This window comes from Brevibacillus borstelensis (assembly GCF_003710865.1).
In the GTDB taxonomy this organism is placed as follows: domain Bacteria; phylum Bacillota; class Bacilli; order Brevibacillales; family Brevibacillaceae; genus Brevibacillus; species Brevibacillus borstelensis.
This window is the reverse complement of record NZ_RHHO01000001.1, coordinates 23,079-39,034: the sequence shown is the minus strand read 5'-3', so window position 1 is coordinate 39,034 and position 15,956 is coordinate 23,079. Positions and strand designations below refer to the sequence as shown.

Annotated in this window: 13 protein-coding genes; 2 read left to right on the top strand and 11 right to left on the bottom strand. The window is 52.5% G+C overall.

Annotated features, from left to right (window positions below):
- Nucleotides 1–63: 63 nt before the first annotated feature.
- The 9 genes from EDM54_RS00215 to EDM54_RS00175 form a co-directional block, all read right to left on the bottom strand.
- Nucleotides 64–1,674, bottom strand: coding sequence for a gamma-glutamyltransferase family protein (locus EDM54_RS00215; protein ID WP_039070061.1), 1,611 nt, complete (start codon nt 1,672–1,674; stop codon nt 64–66).
- 22 nt (nt 1,675–1,696) lie between these two features.
- Nucleotides 1,697–2,227 carry a chromate transporter gene (locus EDM54_RS00210; protein ID WP_003389471.1) on the bottom strand — a complete coding sequence of 177 codons (531 nt, stop codon included), beginning with the start codon at nt 2,225–2,227 and terminating at the stop codon, nt 1,697–1,699.
- Entirely contained in the window at nt 2,224–2,805 is a 582-nt protein-coding gene (locus tag EDM54_RS00205) for a chromate transporter (RefSeq protein ID WP_122957564.1), read from the bottom strand. The genes EDM54_RS00210 and EDM54_RS00205 overlap by 4 nt, the downstream gene beginning before the upstream one ends.
- 33 nt (nt 2,806–2,838) lie before the next feature.
- Nucleotides 2,839–3,315 (bottom strand): Lrp/AsnC family transcriptional regulator, encoded by a 477-nt coding sequence (locus EDM54_RS00200; RefSeq protein WP_122957563.1) that lies wholly within the window; start codon nt 3,313–3,315, stop codon nt 2,839–2,841.
- A gap of 230 nt (nt 3,316–3,545) precedes the next feature.
- Complete coding sequence (locus EDM54_RS00195; protein WP_122957562.1) at nt 3,546–5,441, bottom strand: FtsX-like permease family protein; 1,896 nt, start codon at nt 5,439–5,441, stop codon at nt 3,546–3,548.
- Nucleotides 5,416–6,186: an ABC transporter ATP-binding protein gene (locus EDM54_RS00190; protein WP_003389475.1), complete on the bottom strand. Its 771-nt coding sequence runs from the start codon at nt 6,184–6,186 to the stop codon at nt 5,416–5,418. The genes EDM54_RS00195 and EDM54_RS00190 overlap by 26 nt, the downstream gene beginning before the upstream one ends.
- Nucleotides 6,187–6,284: 98 nt before the next feature.
- A complete protein-coding gene (locus EDM54_RS00185) occupies nt 6,285–7,301 on the bottom strand; it encodes a sensor histidine kinase (protein ID WP_039070064.1) in 1,017 nt (338 codons plus the stop codon).
- Nucleotides 7,298–7,996: a response regulator transcription factor gene (locus EDM54_RS00180; RefSeq protein WP_003389477.1), complete on the bottom strand. Its 699-nt coding sequence runs from the start codon at nt 7,994–7,996 to the stop codon at nt 7,298–7,300. The genes EDM54_RS00185 and EDM54_RS00180 overlap by 4 nt, the downstream gene beginning before the upstream one ends.
- Nucleotides 7,997–8,189: 193 nt before the next feature.
- Nucleotides 8,190–8,702, bottom strand: coding sequence for a sigma-70 family RNA polymerase sigma factor (locus tag EDM54_RS00175; protein WP_003389478.1), 513 nt, complete (start codon nt 8,700–8,702; stop codon nt 8,190–8,192).
- A 337-nt stretch (nt 8,703–9,039) separates the two neighbouring features.
- On the opposite strand from EDM54_RS00175, the gene EDM54_RS00170 reads away from it, so the two are divergent.
- Complete coding sequence (locus EDM54_RS00170; RefSeq protein WP_122957561.1) at nt 9,040–10,224, top strand: hypothetical protein; 1,185 nt, start codon at nt 9,040–9,042, stop codon at nt 10,222–10,224.
- Between the two features lie 63 nt (nt 10,225–10,287).
- Nucleotides 10,288–10,794 (top strand): hypothetical protein, encoded by a 507-nt coding sequence (locus EDM54_RS00165; RefSeq protein ID WP_024984810.1) that lies wholly within the window; start codon nt 10,288–10,290, stop codon nt 10,792–10,794.
- Nucleotides 10,795–10,999: 205 nt separating this feature from the next.
- On the opposite strand, the gene EDM54_RS26810 is transcribed toward EDM54_RS00165, so the two are convergent.
- Nucleotides 11,000–15,202: an FtsX-like permease family protein gene (locus EDM54_RS26810; protein ID WP_122957560.1), complete on the bottom strand. Its 4,203-nt coding sequence runs from the start codon at nt 15,200–15,202 to the stop codon at nt 11,000–11,002.
- Nucleotides 15,203–15,206: 4 nt separating this feature from the next.
- A complete protein-coding gene (locus EDM54_RS00155) occupies nt 15,207–15,890 on the bottom strand; it encodes an ABC transporter ATP-binding protein (RefSeq protein ID WP_122957559.1) in 684 nt (227 codons plus the stop codon).
- Nucleotides 15,891–15,956 lie beyond the last annotated feature (66 nt).

The following is a 15,956-nucleotide window of genomic DNA, read 5'->3' as shown; positions in this document are numbered from 1 at the left end:
GCACTACGCATCCTGTACAGAAAAAAGGACGCGACTGCTCGCGCCCCCTCCCTTTTACTTTGTTTACCACGACGCGATGCAGCTGTCCGTCCGCATGTCGGTCCCGCCGATCAAGACGCCGTTTTCATCCCGCCAGATGATCTGGCCGCGGCCAAATCCGCCGAAGCCCGTCACCCGCTTGATGTCATGGCCCTTTTTCTTCAGCTCCTGTGCGATCTGTTCGGGAAAATGCTGCTCGACCTCCACCGTTCTTCCTTCCACCCAGCGCCATCGCGGAGCATCCAAGGCGGCCTGCGGATTCAAATGAAAGTCGACAGTGCTCATCACCACCTGCACGTGACCCTGCGGCTGCATGTATCCGCCCATGACCCCGAATGGTCCAACCGGTTTCCCGTCTTTGGTCAAAAAGCCGGGAATGATCGTATTGAACGATTTTTTCCCCGGCTCCAGCCGATTGTCGTGCGCGGGATCGAGCGAGAAGTTATTCCCCCGGTTTTGCAGAGCAATTCCCGTACCCGGAACGACAATCCCTGATCCGAATCCCATGTAGTTGCTCTGGATAAACGAAACCATATTTCCCTCGCCATCCGCTGTCGCCAGGTAAACCGTACCGCTGGCAACCGGTTTGCCGGGTTCGGGTATTCCGGCATGCTCCCCGATCAGGCTGCGGCGGTACACTGCATACTCCTCGGCCAACAGGTCCTCCACCCTGACGCTCATCCTGTCCTCCTGCGTGATGTAGCGCAGTCCATCGGCAAAAGCCAGCTTGATCGCCTCGATTTGCTTGTGGCAGGTTTCGGCCGAATCCCTGGCGTCAAAATCGAAGCCCTTCAGCATATTCAGCGCCAAAAGCGCGACCAGCCCCTGACCGTTCGGCGGTATTTCCCACACATCGTAGCCTCTGTAGTTGACGCTGATCGGCTTGACCCACTCGGGCCGATACGCAGCCAAGTCGGCCAGACGAAGATACCCGCCAGATTCGCGGGAAAAGGCGTCGATCCGCTCAGCCAATTCCCCGCTGTAGAAGCTTTCTCCCTCGGTCTCGGCAATCTTCCGAAGCGTCTTTGCGTGTCCGGGCGAGCGCCAGATTTCCCCTGCTTTCGGAGGACCTCCTGCGGGAGCAAACGTGGAAAACCAATGGGCGAATTCCGGGCCCGTACAGAGCTGCTTGAATTTGTGATAGGCCACTTCCCAAAAATGAGCGAGTGTCGGCGACAGCGGATAGCCTTGTTCCGCATAGTCGATTGCCGGCTTTAGCACGACTGCAAGCGGAAGCCTGCCGAATCTTCTGGAAAGCTCGACCCATGCTGCCGGCGCACCTGGTACTGTTACCGGAAGCCATCCGTACGTCGGCATTTTCTCATGCCCCTCCGCTTTTACGGCCTCGATGGAAATGCCGTTTGGCGCCGGGCCGCTTGCGTTTAAGCCGTGAAGCGTGCCTTTCGTCCAGACTAGCGCGTACGCGTCGCCGCCAATCCCGTTGGAGGTGGGCTCTACGACAGTCAGACAGGCGGCGGTGGCAATCGCGGCATCAATGGCATTTCCGCCTCGCTTCAGCATATCAAGTCCCGCCTGGGCCGCCAGCGGCTGCGAGGTTGCCACCATCCCGTTTCTGGCATAGGCTGTCATCCGGCGGGACGCATACGGGTATTCCATCGGGTCAAAGAATGTCATAAGACGTGCTCCTTTCAACTGGTCAGCTGATAAAGAAAAACCCGTACGCCATCGCGAGCAGAATAACCAGGGCGGGATGCAGCTTCCACTTTTCCAAGAGGAGAAAAGCGGCGACCGAAAGGATAGCGGTCTGCATCCACCCGATCCCTTCGACGGCTCCGAGCAGAAACTCGTAGGTCATGATCCCCAGCAGCACCGTCACGATCGGACGAACCGATTGCGTCATCGCCTTTACCTGGGGGGCATCGCGAAACAGGTTGAGTGCGCCGAGCAGCGCAATCATGGCGATAGCTGTCGGAGCTACGGTAGCGAGAAGGGCGACCGCCGCTCCGGGGACGCCTGCCACCTGGTAGCCGACATAGCCCGCCAGCTTGGTCGCGATCGGGCTGGGAAGCGCATTGGCGACGGCCAGCACCTCGCCGAACTCCTGCATCGTCATCCAGCCGTAGTGGTCGACGACTTCATTCTGAATCAGCGGGATGCTTGGCGGCCCGCCTCCGTACCCGAGGATGTTGGAGATGAAGAACGCCCAAAACAGTTGCAGGTAGATCATGCTTCTCCCTCTCCTTCCCCTCCGCTCTGCTGCTTGCGGACCGCCCAGGTGGCGTAGCCGAAGGAAAAGATCAGGGCGATGCCCACCACGATCCCTGGATGCAGATCAAAAAACAGCAAAGCCACTACCGATAAAAGCAAAGCGGCAGCGGCTCCGCTCTTGTTCTTGCTCCCCTGCCAGCCCTTTTGCAGAAACTCCCAGGTCAGTACGGCCGTCATCACAGCAATGACTGGCTGGATCGCCTGAATCATGCCGTATATGCCCGGGGCGTCCTTCCACTGATAGATCACCTGCAGCAGCGCAATCATCGCCAGCACAGTGGGCAGCACCACCGCACAGTTGGCGACCAGCGCGCCCATCCAGCCTTTTACGCGGTAGCCGATATATGCGGCCAGCTTGGTTGCGATCGGGCCTGGAAGCGCGTTTGCCATCGCCAGGTTGTCGGTAAAATCCTCTTCGCTTACCCATTTGTATTTCTTCACGCATTCGGTATAAAACAAGGGGACCATCGTCGGTCCTCCTCCATAGCCAAAAATCCCGATTCGAAAAAAGGCAAGAAACAACTTCCAATAAATCATGCTGTCCTCCCTTTCTGTTTTCTGCCTTCCATTTCAACGAAGATATGTATGAGATGATTTCAATAATTTCAATTCATGAATGACATTCATGCGGACAATACCGGAAATCTTGTTCAGCCTGCCCAGTAAAAAGCCGGACAGCTCCTCGTAATCCCTGTGCAATACCTGGATCATGATCTGATATTCTCCCGAGGTCAGGACGATCTGCCGGACCTCGTCAATAGCCTGCAGCTCGGCTGCCGCTTCATCGAGCCTGCCTGCCTCGACTGCCAACTGGATCAACGATGACAGCATCAGTCCCGCCTTGGCCGGATTCAGTACGCCGATCAGACTGAGCACTTCTTCCTCCTGCATCTGCTGTACCCGCATCCGAACTGTCTTCTCTGTCACCCCCAGTTCCTTGGCGATCTGGGTAAACGGCAGCCGCGCATTCCCCTGCAAAGCTTTGGCGATACCGTAATCCAAATCGTCCAACTCAAAATATCGTGAACCTTCCAAACTCGTTGACATGCTCCCCCTGCCTTTTTCTACTCGTTTTCGCTTGATCAGCGCCTATCACACGAAGATATGCGCCGGACAAGGACGATAATCAGATTTTTAGTTAGCATAATATGGAACCTGCCCAAGCGCAATATTTTCCCTAAAATTCTGATAAGCCCGCCTGCCTGAACAGACGAAAGCAGGCGCCGCATGCGGAGCCTCTCTCCGCTGCGACGCCTGCATATCGTAGCTCTTGGACGTTACTGCATGGACCGCTTCAGGTTGAACAAGTAGCGGTTGCGAATAATCCAGAAATAGACAAATTGTACGAGAACAAAGCTCGCCAGCACGATCGCCGTCGGCTTTACCACGGACGCGATCATCATCAGCTTCAGAAGGCTGTTTAGCGAGACAAACGCGACGGCACTGTGTACGATGGCCACGATGATCGGAACGAAGAACAGCAGCCCGATCTGCGTCGTCACGATGCGGGAAAGCTCCTTCTCGGAAAGGCCAATCTTTGTAATCGCGCCGTATTGTCTGCGGTCGCTCTCCAGATCAGTGTACAAACGGAAGTACAAGAAGCTTCCTGCCGCTACGAAAAACAGAACGCCGACAAACAATCCGATGAACAAGCTCGTGTTGGCCATTTGCTTCAACTCTTGATAGATCGGAGCGCGGGCTCCGAAGGAATACGCCCCGTCATGCTCCTCGGAAATTTCTGCTTCCAGCTTTTCACTCAGTTCTTTCGTCTCTTTCCATCTGTCCACTTGGTAGAAATAGTTGTGTTCAAAATTGCTCTCTTTTGCTTGGGCATAAACGCTGTCTGCCACAATCACCAACTGATTGCCGCTCAAGGATCTTATTACCGAAAACCCTTCGATACCTCTGGGCTTCAATTGTTGACCGGCGACTGTCAACGAGCCGTCTTCTGCACCGCTTACATCCTCGCCCGGCCAGCGTTGATAGTAGACAGCTTCTCCGTCGCCTACCTGCACCTCATCCGCGTCCGCGGCACGGGCCGCGCGATTGTACTCGGTGACCCCGACAATCGATACCCCTTGATGCTCTTCTTTGTTAACGGACAGGTACTTTGTTGTTACCTCCCATTTTTCAAACGGAAAGCCGGCGTCTTGCAGCGCTTTCTCAATCCTGGCCGTTGTCGCTTCCCGCTGTTTCGCGTCTGCGGTGGTCAGATATTCAAACGCATACGGATTCGTCCTCACTGTCGTCTCCGTGATCGAGGAGGCCAGTGCAGCCAGTGTCCCGATCGCGCAAAACGCCACGGTAGAGACGATGCAGACGAGGAAAAACATGCGGGCGTTGTCTTTCATCCGATAAGCCAGGTCAGACAAGGTGACCAGGTTGGTCTTGTTCCAGTAAAAATGTCGGTTGCGCTTCATCAGCCTGATCAAAAATACACTGAGCTGCGTGAACAGCAAATAGGTCCCGGCGATCGTCAGCGCGATGACTGGAAACATCAGGACCATCACAAACGCGCCTTTGGCCCAGATCGCCAGCGCATACGCCATCACGAGGAGAGCAGCTGCGAGCAGAGACAAGAAAACCGATGCTTTTGGTTCCTGCTTCGGACGCTGGCTTCCTTGCAAAAGCTCCAGCAGGTTGCTTCGTTTCAAAAACAGCACCGTAAAGACGGAGATCGCCACAAACAGGCACAAGAAGCAAACAATGGTCAGCACCATGGCGTCCAACGGAAGATAAAAGGGCAGCGGTTCCACATCGAGCAGGAACCCGGCAAATTGGAAAAACAGTTTCCCCAGAACCATCCCGAGCCCGATTCCAAACACAATGGACAGCGATCCGATCATCATGTTTTCCATAAAGATCAGCCTGTTCCTCTGGCCTTGCGTCATGCCGTGCATCATTAAAATGCCGAACTCTTTTTCCCTTCTTTTCAAAAACGCTCCGACACAATAGAAGAGAAAGAAGAAGGCAAACAGAAAAATAATGTACTCCGCCGCCACCATCCCTTGGGCGACAAAGCGGTGAATCTCGCCGTTTTCAACGCCAGGATGGTAGATGAACATCGCGTAGATGAAAAAAATCATCACCGAAAACACACTGCTCAGAAAAAATGCGGCATAGGTTCGCTTGTTCCGGGAAACGTTGTTAAACGCGAATTGACGAAAGGTCATGCGTATTCCCTCCCAGAAGCGACAGCGCATCGATGATTTTCTGGAAGAATGCCTGTCTGCTTTCTCCGCGATACATCTCGTTGTGTAGCTGGCCGTCCTTGATAAAGATGACGCGGTGGCAATAGCTGGCCGCAAGCGGGTCATGCGTGACCATCATCATCGTCGTGCCGTCGTTTTTGTTGATCGTCTCCAATGTTTCCATCACGTTGCGGGATGCTTTGGAGTCTAGGTTGCCGGTCGGCTCGTCAGCCAGCAGGAGGGAGGGCGTATGAATAATCGCCCGGGCGATGGCTGTCCGCTGACGCTGGCCTCCCGATATTTCGTACGTCCGCTTTTCCAGAATGTCCACGATCCCGAGCTTTTCCGCGACGGTCTGAAGCTTTTCGTCCATTTCAGCGACGCTTTTGCCGTCGAGGGTCAGCGGCAGCACGATGTTTTCGCCAACTGTCAGCGTATCGAGCAGATTGAAGTCCTGAAAGACAAATCCCAGCTCTCTTCTGCGGAACAAGGCGAGCTGGTTCCGTTTCAATTCATGCGGATTGGTGCCATTGAGCAGCACCTCGCCCGACGTCGGGGAGTCAATCGTCGAAATCATGTTCAGAAGCGTGGTTTTCCCGCTTCCGGACGGACCCATGATGCCGACGAACTCCCCTTTTTTAATTGTAAAGTCGATGTCGGTCAACGCCCGATACGTGACCCTGCCGCCGTATATTTTGCTGAGGCGCTTTACATGCAGCATATCCATGTGCGCTTCTCCTTTCATTTCATGCCTGATCTTATAGATTAGGTAGCATCCTTTACTGCTTACCACTATACGGAAAGCGCGCATGTTCATCCATCGAATTAGCTTTCATCCAGCTTACGTTCTTGTAAGGTTGGCACAACAGCCGAAAAGACGATGCGGACTTTTGTTCCCACACCAACCTCCGACTCCAGCTCTACGGAATGATGAAGGCGTCCGCAGATCTCCTTCACCAAGTAAAGCCCCATACCGGTCGACTCCGCGTACTTGCGGCCGTTTTCTCCGGTGAAGTACGGTTGATACACGCGCTGGATATCCTCCGGCGGAATGCCGATACCGCTGTCCTCTACCTCCAGGACTGCAAGCTGTCCCCTGGTATACGAGCGGATCGTCACCTTGCTGCCCTTTTTGTCCGAGTAGCGCACTGCATTCGTCAACAGCTGGTTTAGCACAAAGGAGAGCCATTTTTCATCCGACTCTACCACCAAGTGTTCATCTACAGCCAGCTCGGGATACACCTGATTGCGTATAAACAGCCGCTTGTTCTCCGACACAACGCTTTGCGCCAGCTTTCTGAGAGACACCGGCTCGATCAGGTAATCCTGCTCAAAACGGTCCAACCTGGCGCTGTACAGAACCGTCTCCAGCCCCCTTTTGATCCTGTCCACTTCTTCACGCACGCTTTCAATCCGCGGATCGTCATCGTCCTGCAGCAGGAGGTGAATGACAGAAATCGGGGTTTTCATCTGATGGACCCACTGCTGGATAAAGGTCGTATGGTCCCGCTGCTTGGTCTCATACGTATGGAGCTGCTCTTTGAAGAGCCGGTACTGGTTTTGGAACGTTTGATCCATCGCCTGTCCGAGCGGAGCATTGCCATGCGTCAGCGTCAGTTCCTCGAGGTTTCGAATTGGCGTGCTCAGCCGCTTGTATACGTACCGGTTGGCCAGATAGCGGATCACTAAAAAGCACCCGGCGAAAAAAACGCACAGGAAAATCGCATAGCTGATCAAAGAAGGATTCCAGTAGCCGTCCAGGCCGAAAATCAGGATCAAGAGGAAGAGCTGAATGAAAAACATCGCCAGAAATGCCCATTGGTCGCGCAAGAACAGCTTCATTCCGCATCCTCCCACGTGACCTTCAGGCGGTACCCGGAGCCGCGGACAGTTTCAATCGCCCCGTCCAGCCCCAGCTCCTTCAGCTTGCCGCGCACACGCGTGATGTAGACGTTGAGCGTATTTTCATCGACGAACTGCTCATCCCACAGCTTTTCCAACAGGCGCTCGCGGCTGACCACCCGGGGATATTGATTGAGCAGCGCCTCCAGAAGCAGTGCTTCCTTTTTGCTCAGCTCTACTTTTTCGTCCCCCATCATCAATTCCATCCGCTCCAAAAACAGCCGCAAGCCTGCTACCTCAACGGTTCGCTCCGTTTCCTGGGGAGCGTACATCCCGTAAGCGCGCCGCAGCTGACTGCGAATCTTCGCCAGTACGACATCGTAATCAAACGGCTTGGTAATGTAGTCGTCCGCTCCATTCTCCAATGCCATCACCTGATCCATCTTGCTTTCCCGCGCGGAAATGAACAGGATCGGACAGTTCGACACCTGGCGAATCTGGCGGCACCAGTAAAACCCGTCAAACTTGGGCAAATTGACATCCAGCAGGACCAAATCAGGCTGGCCCTGGGAAAATACATCCATCACCCGGTCAAAATGGTCCACGTTTATCGTTTGGTACCCGTATTTTTCCAACTGCCCTTGAAGCAGCTGGTTAATCTTCGGATCGTCTTCCACGATCATGATTGTCGACATTGATCATCCGCCTCACTTCCGTCATCTCTATTTTTACTATACCAAAAAATCGGATGAGCCCCCAATGAACGAAGCCAACTGTATGGGTTGCGAGAATCGACTCCCATCCGATCCCAGCCTTTTTTAAAAAACTCCAAAAAACGGGACAGATCCTGTGATCCATCCCGTTTTTTCTATGCTGCCTCCCGTTCTCTCATACACGAGACATCATTTTTTGCAGCTTTTTGATCCCGCGGAAATGCAGAATTTTTACTGACGCTTCCGTCTTTCCGAGAATCTCGGCAATTTCGTTCATCCTCAAATCGGCCAGGTACCGAAGTGAAATTACATTTCGCTGGTCGGCTGTCAGCGTCTTAACGTTTTTCCACAGGTCTTCATGAGACTCTTGGTTCAATACCCGTTCCTCCGGCAGCTTTTCGCTTGTGACCAGGCTGGAGAACACCTCTTGGTCCGCCGGATATTCCCGTTTTTTGCGCAGGTAGTCGATCAATGTATTGTGGGCGATCCGGAAAATCCATGCCCCGAAAGGATGGCGTCCGTCGTACTGGTCGAGCTTGGAGTACACCTTGACAAACACAGTCGTCGTCAAGTCCTCCACGTCCCAAACATTGCGAACGCGGTAGCGGAAATAGCGGTAAATTTTCGCCGAATATTCTTCATATATGTGCCCGTGGTCGGTTGACTCAAGTTTTCTCACAGTATTCATGGTCCTTGCTCCCGTATGTTCGTTTTTTCCTGTATGAAGGTTCGTATGAATTGTCTTTATTGTAAAAGGCCCGGGAGATTGGAACCATCGAGTTACATTTCATCTTCCTTACAGTTTTGTAAGGTGGGAGCTGCGTTGAAGGCCGGAGAGTTATTCCACTTCACAAACTGGGATTCTCCTTGGACACTCGCTTGCATGGGGCTTAAAGAAATCACTGTTAAGCTGAGGAAGCTTAAAAACGCAAACGTGAAATCTGTGTGAATGACAAAAAGCGACATTCTTTTATGATGCAAATATGTTAATTTATTTTTGTAAAATATTTGAAAGGATGGTACTAATGAGAAATAACTTTTTGAAAGCATCGTTACTCTCTTTACTAGCAGTGGGCCTTTCCGCAAGCTCCTTGTTTAGCAGTACACCGATTCTAGCCAAAGATACCCCCTCAACATTTGAGGATCTCCCACAATTCGCAACGAAACAAAGCGTAAATATTATGCTTTACGATGAAGACGGAAAAATCGAAAAAGAGTTTCATGCCGATGGGCTTGAAGTGACTTATCATTATCAAAACGGGATCATGACTGAATCCGTGGATAACAAAGGGAGAACACAAAGATACAAAAAGCGGGACAACTTCGTCGAAATAACCGAGTATGAAAACGGAAAGGAACTTTTTACTCATAGTCTTTCTCAGAGCGATTATAATTTTCCGGAATTTACAACCCTCGATTACGAAGACCGTGAGAAAGAAAAATTGGACAACCAGATCAATCTGGAAAACAAACCAAACGATGAAGACTCCTTACATATCGAAAGTAAAACCACCTACGAAGATTATTTTGTGAATGGAGTCCTTATGAACAACCTAGTTCCTGGTTCTTGCCCCTGCTCATCAGGTGCATCAGACAAATTTATCAACCATAACTCTATGACAGAAAGGGAGATTCAGTCGTTTTTTGAAGAGAAGGGTTCCATTTTGAAGGATCCTGTGCAAATTTGGAGGAAAGATTCCAACGGAAAAGTTTATAATACCAACAAAACCATCCTTCCATCCAAAGCTATCTACGACGCTGCGCAAACACACAGAATGAATCCGAAAGTGGTTATTGTCACCCTCCAAAAAGAGCAAAGCCTTGTTTCCGCAAAGCCCGGAAGCGAACCATACTCGTCTCGCCGTTTTTACTACGCGATGGGGTACGGTGCCACGGATGGTGGAGATTTGAAGGGAACCAGCGGTTTTGATGTTCAGATCGATAAAGGAACAAAACTGTTTAAGGATTTGTGGTATCAATCTCCAGGCGGTAGTTACCCCGTTCTGTTTGAAAACATCAATTACGGAAGCACCAAAACCTCCAATGGTGTCACTTATAAAAACTACATCTGGGTTAAAAATTATGGAACATGGGCTCTCTATAAATACACGCCTCATACCCTGGATATTAAGCAACTTCCAAATATTAAAGGAGGAAACTATTTGTTCCAGAGTCTCTTCAAATCATATTGGGGAGCAGACTGGGATTGAGTTAATAAGGCATGCCCTTCGCTATAAGCGAGGGGTGTTTTCAATATGAGGGAGGTAATATCTGTGAAAAGTAAGCTCTTGCTAATTTTCATATTCGTACTGTTCCTATCGGGCTGCACTTCCCAAGAAACTACACCAAATAATGCCCCACAAGAGACACCCGCCCAATCCTTGGCAAGTCAATTTCCGGGGACAAACTTACACGCCATACAGGAGCATATTTACAATTCAGACTCTATAAAAGCCCAGCCGGAATTAGCCGCGATATGGTTTGAAGAAAATGAGAAAAAAAGTATGCTCCAATGGTTGGAAACAGCCACAGAAATTACTACTCTTACTCAAAAGATTAAGAAGATTGGATGGTATGACTTCGAATATCAAATTGGCAAACAGGTAGTAGATAGAAAATACCTAGCATACGTTCAAGATGAGAATGGCCGATTCTATGTCAAGCCCTTTGAAGTAGTGAAGGAGTTGAATCTGGAGGAATTTACAGAAGAGTCTATTGAGCCGATTTTACAGATACTAGGCAAAGATAACTGGTTTGTTGTAGAAGAGGCACCCTTTTAGAACAATACAGATTAGTGCCTGCAACCAATTTTTTGAGCTGTCATAGCAACGCCAGAATGTAAAGCAAAGGAGGTGTCCCTTGGTACCAAAGACACCTCCAACAATTGCAAAGCATACTGGTATTAACGTCAACATTACCCCCGACATTTGCCGGGGGTGTTTATATTTTTCTTTTATTCCTTCACATTGCCTTAAGACAACCTTCTCAAAGCTTGAGCCACTCCGCAAAATACGTCTCCGTCACCGGAAAATACGCTGTGGCGAACCGGACAAACTCCTTTGTATCCACCTCTTGGTAGGAATACCGCTCGCAGTAGGCCTTCAGAAAACGCCAGCCGTCCTCTGCAGTGCCATAGGTGGAGATCAGCTCCCATAGACGCAGGGGCGGCACGGAGTAGAAATAAGCATAGGTTTCGCCTTCGTATTGGTCGAGCGGCAAATTTGACGGTTTATCAATGGCAGTTCGGGCAGCTTGTTTGATGCCGGCAAACACTTCCTCCTCCGATTGCTTCCGGTAGTCGAGGAAAAACATCGCGGAAGCCAGCTCGGTCAAGCCTTCATCCAGCCATCTGTCATGATAGGCGTCATTGGCGATCATGCCGTAGAACCACTGGTGCCCGATCTCGTGGACGACGGTATGCTCCAGCGACGAGCCGGTCTTGTTCGCGGCTACCGCGACCACTCCGGGATACTCCATATCCACCCTGCCATCGAGCAGAATGTCCAGCTGCTTGTGCGGGTACTTGCCGATTTTCTCTGAGAAAAACGGAACCGCTTCCGCCGCTGTCCGCAGGGCTTCCTCCATTTTCTGCCGATTTGCCTCCTCGCCGATGACGCGTATCTGTATGCCATCTACCGTTTCCGAAATGGACGTGACATCTTTGACCACGGCAGCAAATGCTTCCCGGACGCGTGAAATGGCAACCTCGCCGCTTTGCCGCGCTTCCGCCGGGTCTTCGTCCGAGGAGCTGACGAACTGATAGCCGGGCGGCAGTTCGTAGGAAACGGTGAAGTCGGAGTAGCCTGTATGATAAGACTCCCCGTTGATCCGGTACTCTTGCTTGTTCCAGCCATTGCGGTACGTGGCGAGCATCGGATAAGCCTGGGCCAGAAAATAGCGCTGCCCCATTTTGTCGAAGCGCAGTCCTTCTTCCGGCACAGTAAACGAGTACGATACGTGCACCGTCCTGACTTCGCCCGGAGCCATTTTCTTATCCAGCGGGATCGCCAGTGTATCGGAGGAAAGCTGGTATGCCGCCTGCTTTTGATCCAGCTCGACCTTGTCAATGTTCACATCGGCAGTGCCCTTCACCGCTTCAGGCTTGTTTTGTTTCGTAAAAACGTTGGGGATAAAGTAAAACACCAGCTGATCCCAGTTATCTTTGGAGAGGTTCTCCACCCGTATGTCCGCTTTCGCCGCAAACCTTCCTGATTTGTCCATGCGGAAAAACAATTGGTAGCTGGCCTTGCTGCCCTCCGGTACGGGCTCGGGAGCAAAGCCGGTCAGGTCGCCAGCTGCTTTCTCCTGCTTAGGCGGCGTCCCCGTTCCCTCTTTCCCCTGATTGGACCCTCCCTGTGCCGGGTCTGGATTTGCAGATGGCACTGGCTGTTCACCGGGTGCTTGCCCGGGCTCTGCCCCTTGCTCAGTCGAAGACGCTTGCCACAGCCGAATCGCGCTGATCGTCGCCCCGGCCACACAGCCGATGAGGAGCACTGCCATCATGGCGCGCAGCACACGCTCTGTCCGCCTGCGGTTTTTCTGAGAACCGCGCAGCCCTTCTGCCGGGCGGAACCGCACGGCCATGACGGCTGGGAATATCGCCCCGAGCAACCCTACGAGGACGGGAATCAGCCCGGCACTCAGCAAGAGCCACATGTCTTCCGCCGGAAACTGACGGTACAGCATAGCGATCACGAGCACTCCCAGCCCGATCCCGCCGATAGCAGCCAATAGCCCGCAGAGCAGCCCTTCCGATAGAATCAGGCGGAATATTGCTCCATTGCGCCAGCCCATCGCTTTGAGCAGCAGCAGCTCCGCTTTTCGATCCATGACGTTCTGCCAAATGATTTCCGCTGTCGTCAACACGGCGATCACCAGCGCGAGCACCATCGCCACGTAATGCTCCTGCCCGATCTCCACTGCCACATATTGCCCGAGCCATGACGTATACATCATCCCTTGCAGGCGGAAAGTGACGAAGCCGAAAAACACCAAAAGACCGGTCGGCACCGCGATGGCAAACACGGAAAGGAGGCTGCGGCGAAAGCGAAGCAGCAATTGGCCAAGCGCCAGCGAGAAGCTGCTTTGCACCCGAATCAGGCGGCGTGAACCCGGCTTTAGCTCTCCCGTCCGCATGAGCACCAACGGGGAAACTCTGCTCACGAAAAAAGCAGCCGGAATTGCGGCCAGTACGTAAATAACGATCCCGCACAAACCGATGCCGATCACACGCTCTAATGGAACGTTTGCTCCCTGCTGCAGAACAATCATCCCGACAATGGCCCAACTGATGAGAGTCACAATGCCTCCCAAGAGGCAAGCCTCCAGAAACAGGATTCCTGCCACGTGCCCGGGACGCCACCCGACTGCCAGCCACAGTCCGAATTCGTTGGTACGGGCGTACAGCGTCACCAGGTTAGTCGCAAAAACGTAGGTGACAGCCATCAGCATGACAATGCCCATGATGCCGGAGAAGCCAAGCGAAACCTCGCGAAAGAGCGTAAACACGCTGCCCAGCTTCACAAAAAATTGCTCGATCCAGCCCATTGCCGGATAGCTGCCGTTGGCGGGAACATGCACAAGGACAGGCTGCGGCGAGGAACCAAGCGTAATGTCGGCGATCAGCCCGGTTCGCTGCTCAATCTCCCTGGCCACTTCCTCCAGCTTTTGCTGGCTGGCTTCGCTGACACCCTCCACTCCCTTTACCTTGATCCGAATCGATGCGATCGGCTTGTCTCCCATCAGCTGTGCCGCTGCATCAATGGTCGTGAGCATCAGGGGCGGATTGGTGAGCAAACCAAACGGGTTGAGCGAAGGACGAACGGAAACAGGCGGATTCACCGGCCTTCCGTCTTTGTCCAGGACCAGGCGAGCCTCCGCAGGCCGATACGTTTCCATCGGCAGCTCGTCAATCGGATCTTTGGAAATGGCCAGCTTCTCCGGGTCGTAAAAGCCTACCCAATACGGCTCGATCAGGTGGCTCCAGTTCCAATTGTCCACGAACCGGAAAGGGCGAAAGGAATAGCGGAAATCGTCCGGCATGTACCCGTAAAACTCTTGTATGTCCTTGGGAATCTCCGGCTTGACAGCTTTTACGCCATAAGCGTAGTTCCAGCGCTCCGGATAGGGACTGGCTGTCTTTTCAAATGCAAGCGGGCCTGGCTTATCATTTAGCGTGTTGCTCATGTAGGCCCAGCGATTGTTATTTTGATAGCGGAGAAACGGTTTTCCCGTTTGGATGTCAACTCCCGAAAGACTTGCGAACAGCAGTGCATGGGCTTCTTTAGAACCGAAGGCGTATTCGATCGGCTCTCCTTCCGTCTCTAACTGATCCAGATACGACGCGCCGCCCTTGCTTGCGACCTCCTTCATGGTCTGGTCGGCCTCTTCCCTGGTGGAAAACGGCAGCTTCAATCGTTCATATCTGCTCACAAAACTGAAATCGGCGTCTATCCGGTTGCTCATCAAAATAGGGAGCTTGGTCACCTTCTGCCCTTCCCCGGCATCGTCCGTCTCCGCTTTGTCTTTCTCTGTGAAATAGCGGCTTTCCCCGATTGGCATGACAGCCTGGTCTAATCCGACCAAACGCGCTTCTTCCACGGGATCAATGCCCACCAGAAGTTGATTGAAAAATCCCCAGAGATCGAGGATCCATGACTCTACACCATAAAGTCGGCGTGTTTCTTCTTCGTCACCGGGCATACTCCAAAGTCCATTTGTATAATATCGGGTACGTTCAACTGAAGGAATGACATGCACTCCGTCGTTACTGTAGGTTACCATAACGTGGCGATAAATCCCCGGCTCTTTTGGCTTTTCAATTACTTTTCCATACGTAAATGTGGTCCCCGAATAGCCAATCGGCGCAAGCGGAGCGGCAACCTCCACGTCCGGCAAACTCTTGATCCAGGCGTAGTCGTCAAGACTGATCCCCCCGTACAACCCGTTCAAATAATTCGGCTCCAGCAGTTGGTCCTGTTCCGTCACGCTGCGTGTCCCTTCCGGCCGAACCACGATATGGTACGCGGCCTTCCAGCGCTTTTGCAAAATTTCCTGGGTTGTCCCGTTGTTGCTCTCGGTGACGCCCACAAAATAGCTGAGCGTCGAGCTGATGATGAGCATGCCGACGAGCAGCAAAAGAAAGCGCTCCGGGTGGCGCCACCAGTTTTTCCATATATAACGAATCATGAGCTCACCTCATCGTGTCGGCTATCATACTGCCATCCCGCATTTCGATCCTCCGGTCGGTCCGGCCAGCCAAATGCTCGTCATGGGTGACAAAGACAATCCCGCTTCCATGCTCCTGCTGATATTTTCGCAACAGTTGAAAGACCATCTCCCCGTTGTTCGAATCGAGATTGCCTGTCGGTTCGTCGGCCAGCAGCCATTTCGGCCGATTGACCAAAGCCCGGGCGATTGCCACACGCTGCTGCTCGCCACCGGACAATTGAGAGGGCAAGGCATTCTGTTTATGCGATAGGCCCACCCAATCAAGCAGCTCCTGTGCCCTGCCCTTTTTGTCGTAGCCGACTTTTCGCGGAAACAAGGGGGACATGACATTCTCCAAAGCCGTTAGCGTCGGGAGCAGATGAAAGTGCTGGAATATAAAGCCGATCTGGGCAAAACGAAAGTCGGCCAGCGCATTTCCTCTCAGCTTGCTGACATCCACATCGTCGTAGAAAATAGTCCCTGCAGTAGGCACGTCGAGCGTTCCGATCAGTTGCAGCAAGGTGGATTTTCCGGAGCCTGACGGACCGACGATGGCCGTAAACTCTTTATGATGCAGGGTAAGATTTACATCGCGGAGCGCGGTGGTTGCTACTCCGTCACCGCTATAGGTTTTGGCAAGGTTTTTGATTTGGATGGTCATGGTCATGGCGTCACACTCCTCTGCTTTTTCATCTGTAGCTTTCAGGCCGCATTTTCCGGAAAGCCGATGCGG

Bases quoted from the DNA above. Each gene is read 5' to 3' on its own strand.
- EDM54_RS26810 (WP_122957560.1), bottom strand. From the start codon at position 15,202: ATGATTCGTTATATATGGAAAAACTGGTGGCGCCACCCGGAGCGCTTT.
- EDM54_RS00205 (WP_122957564.1), bottom strand. From the start codon at position 2,805: ATGATTTATTGGAAGTTGTTTCTTGCCTTTTTTCGAATCGGGATTTTT.
- EDM54_RS00210 (WP_003389471.1), bottom strand. From the start codon at position 2,227: ATGATCTACCTGCAACTGTTTTGGGCGTTCTTCATCTCCAACATCCTC.
- EDM54_RS00200 (WP_122957563.1), bottom strand. From the start codon at position 3,315: ATGTCAACGAGTTTGGAAGGTTCACGATATTTTGAGTTGGACGATTTG.
- EDM54_RS00180 (WP_003389477.1), bottom strand. From the start codon at position 7,996: ATGTCGACAATCATGATCGTGGAAGACGATCCGAAGATTAACCAGCTG.
- EDM54_RS00175 (WP_003389478.1), bottom strand. From the start codon at position 8,702: ATGAATACTGTGAGAAAACTTGAGTCAACCGACCACGGGCACATATAT.
- EDM54_RS00190 (WP_003389475.1), bottom strand. From the start codon at position 6,186: ATGGATATGCTGCATGTAAAGCGCCTCAGCAAAATATACGGCGGCAGG.
- EDM54_RS00215 (WP_039070061.1), bottom strand. From the start codon at position 1,674: ATGACATTCTTTGACCCGATGGAATACCCGTATGCGTCCCGCCGGATG.
- EDM54_RS00185 (WP_039070064.1), bottom strand. From the start codon at position 7,301: ATGAAGCTGTTCTTGCGCGACCAATGGGCATTTCTGGCGATGTTTTTC.
- EDM54_RS00155 (WP_122957559.1), bottom strand. From the start codon at position 15,890: ATGACCATGACCATCCAAATCAAAAACCTTGCCAAAACCTATAGCGGT.
- EDM54_RS00195 (WP_122957562.1), bottom strand. From the start codon at position 5,441: ATGACCTTTCGTCAATTCGCGTTTAACAACGTTTCCCGGAACAAGCGA.
- EDM54_RS00170 (WP_122957561.1), top strand. From the start codon at position 9,040: ATGAGAAATAACTTTTTGAAAGCATCGTTACTCTCTTTACTAGCAGTG.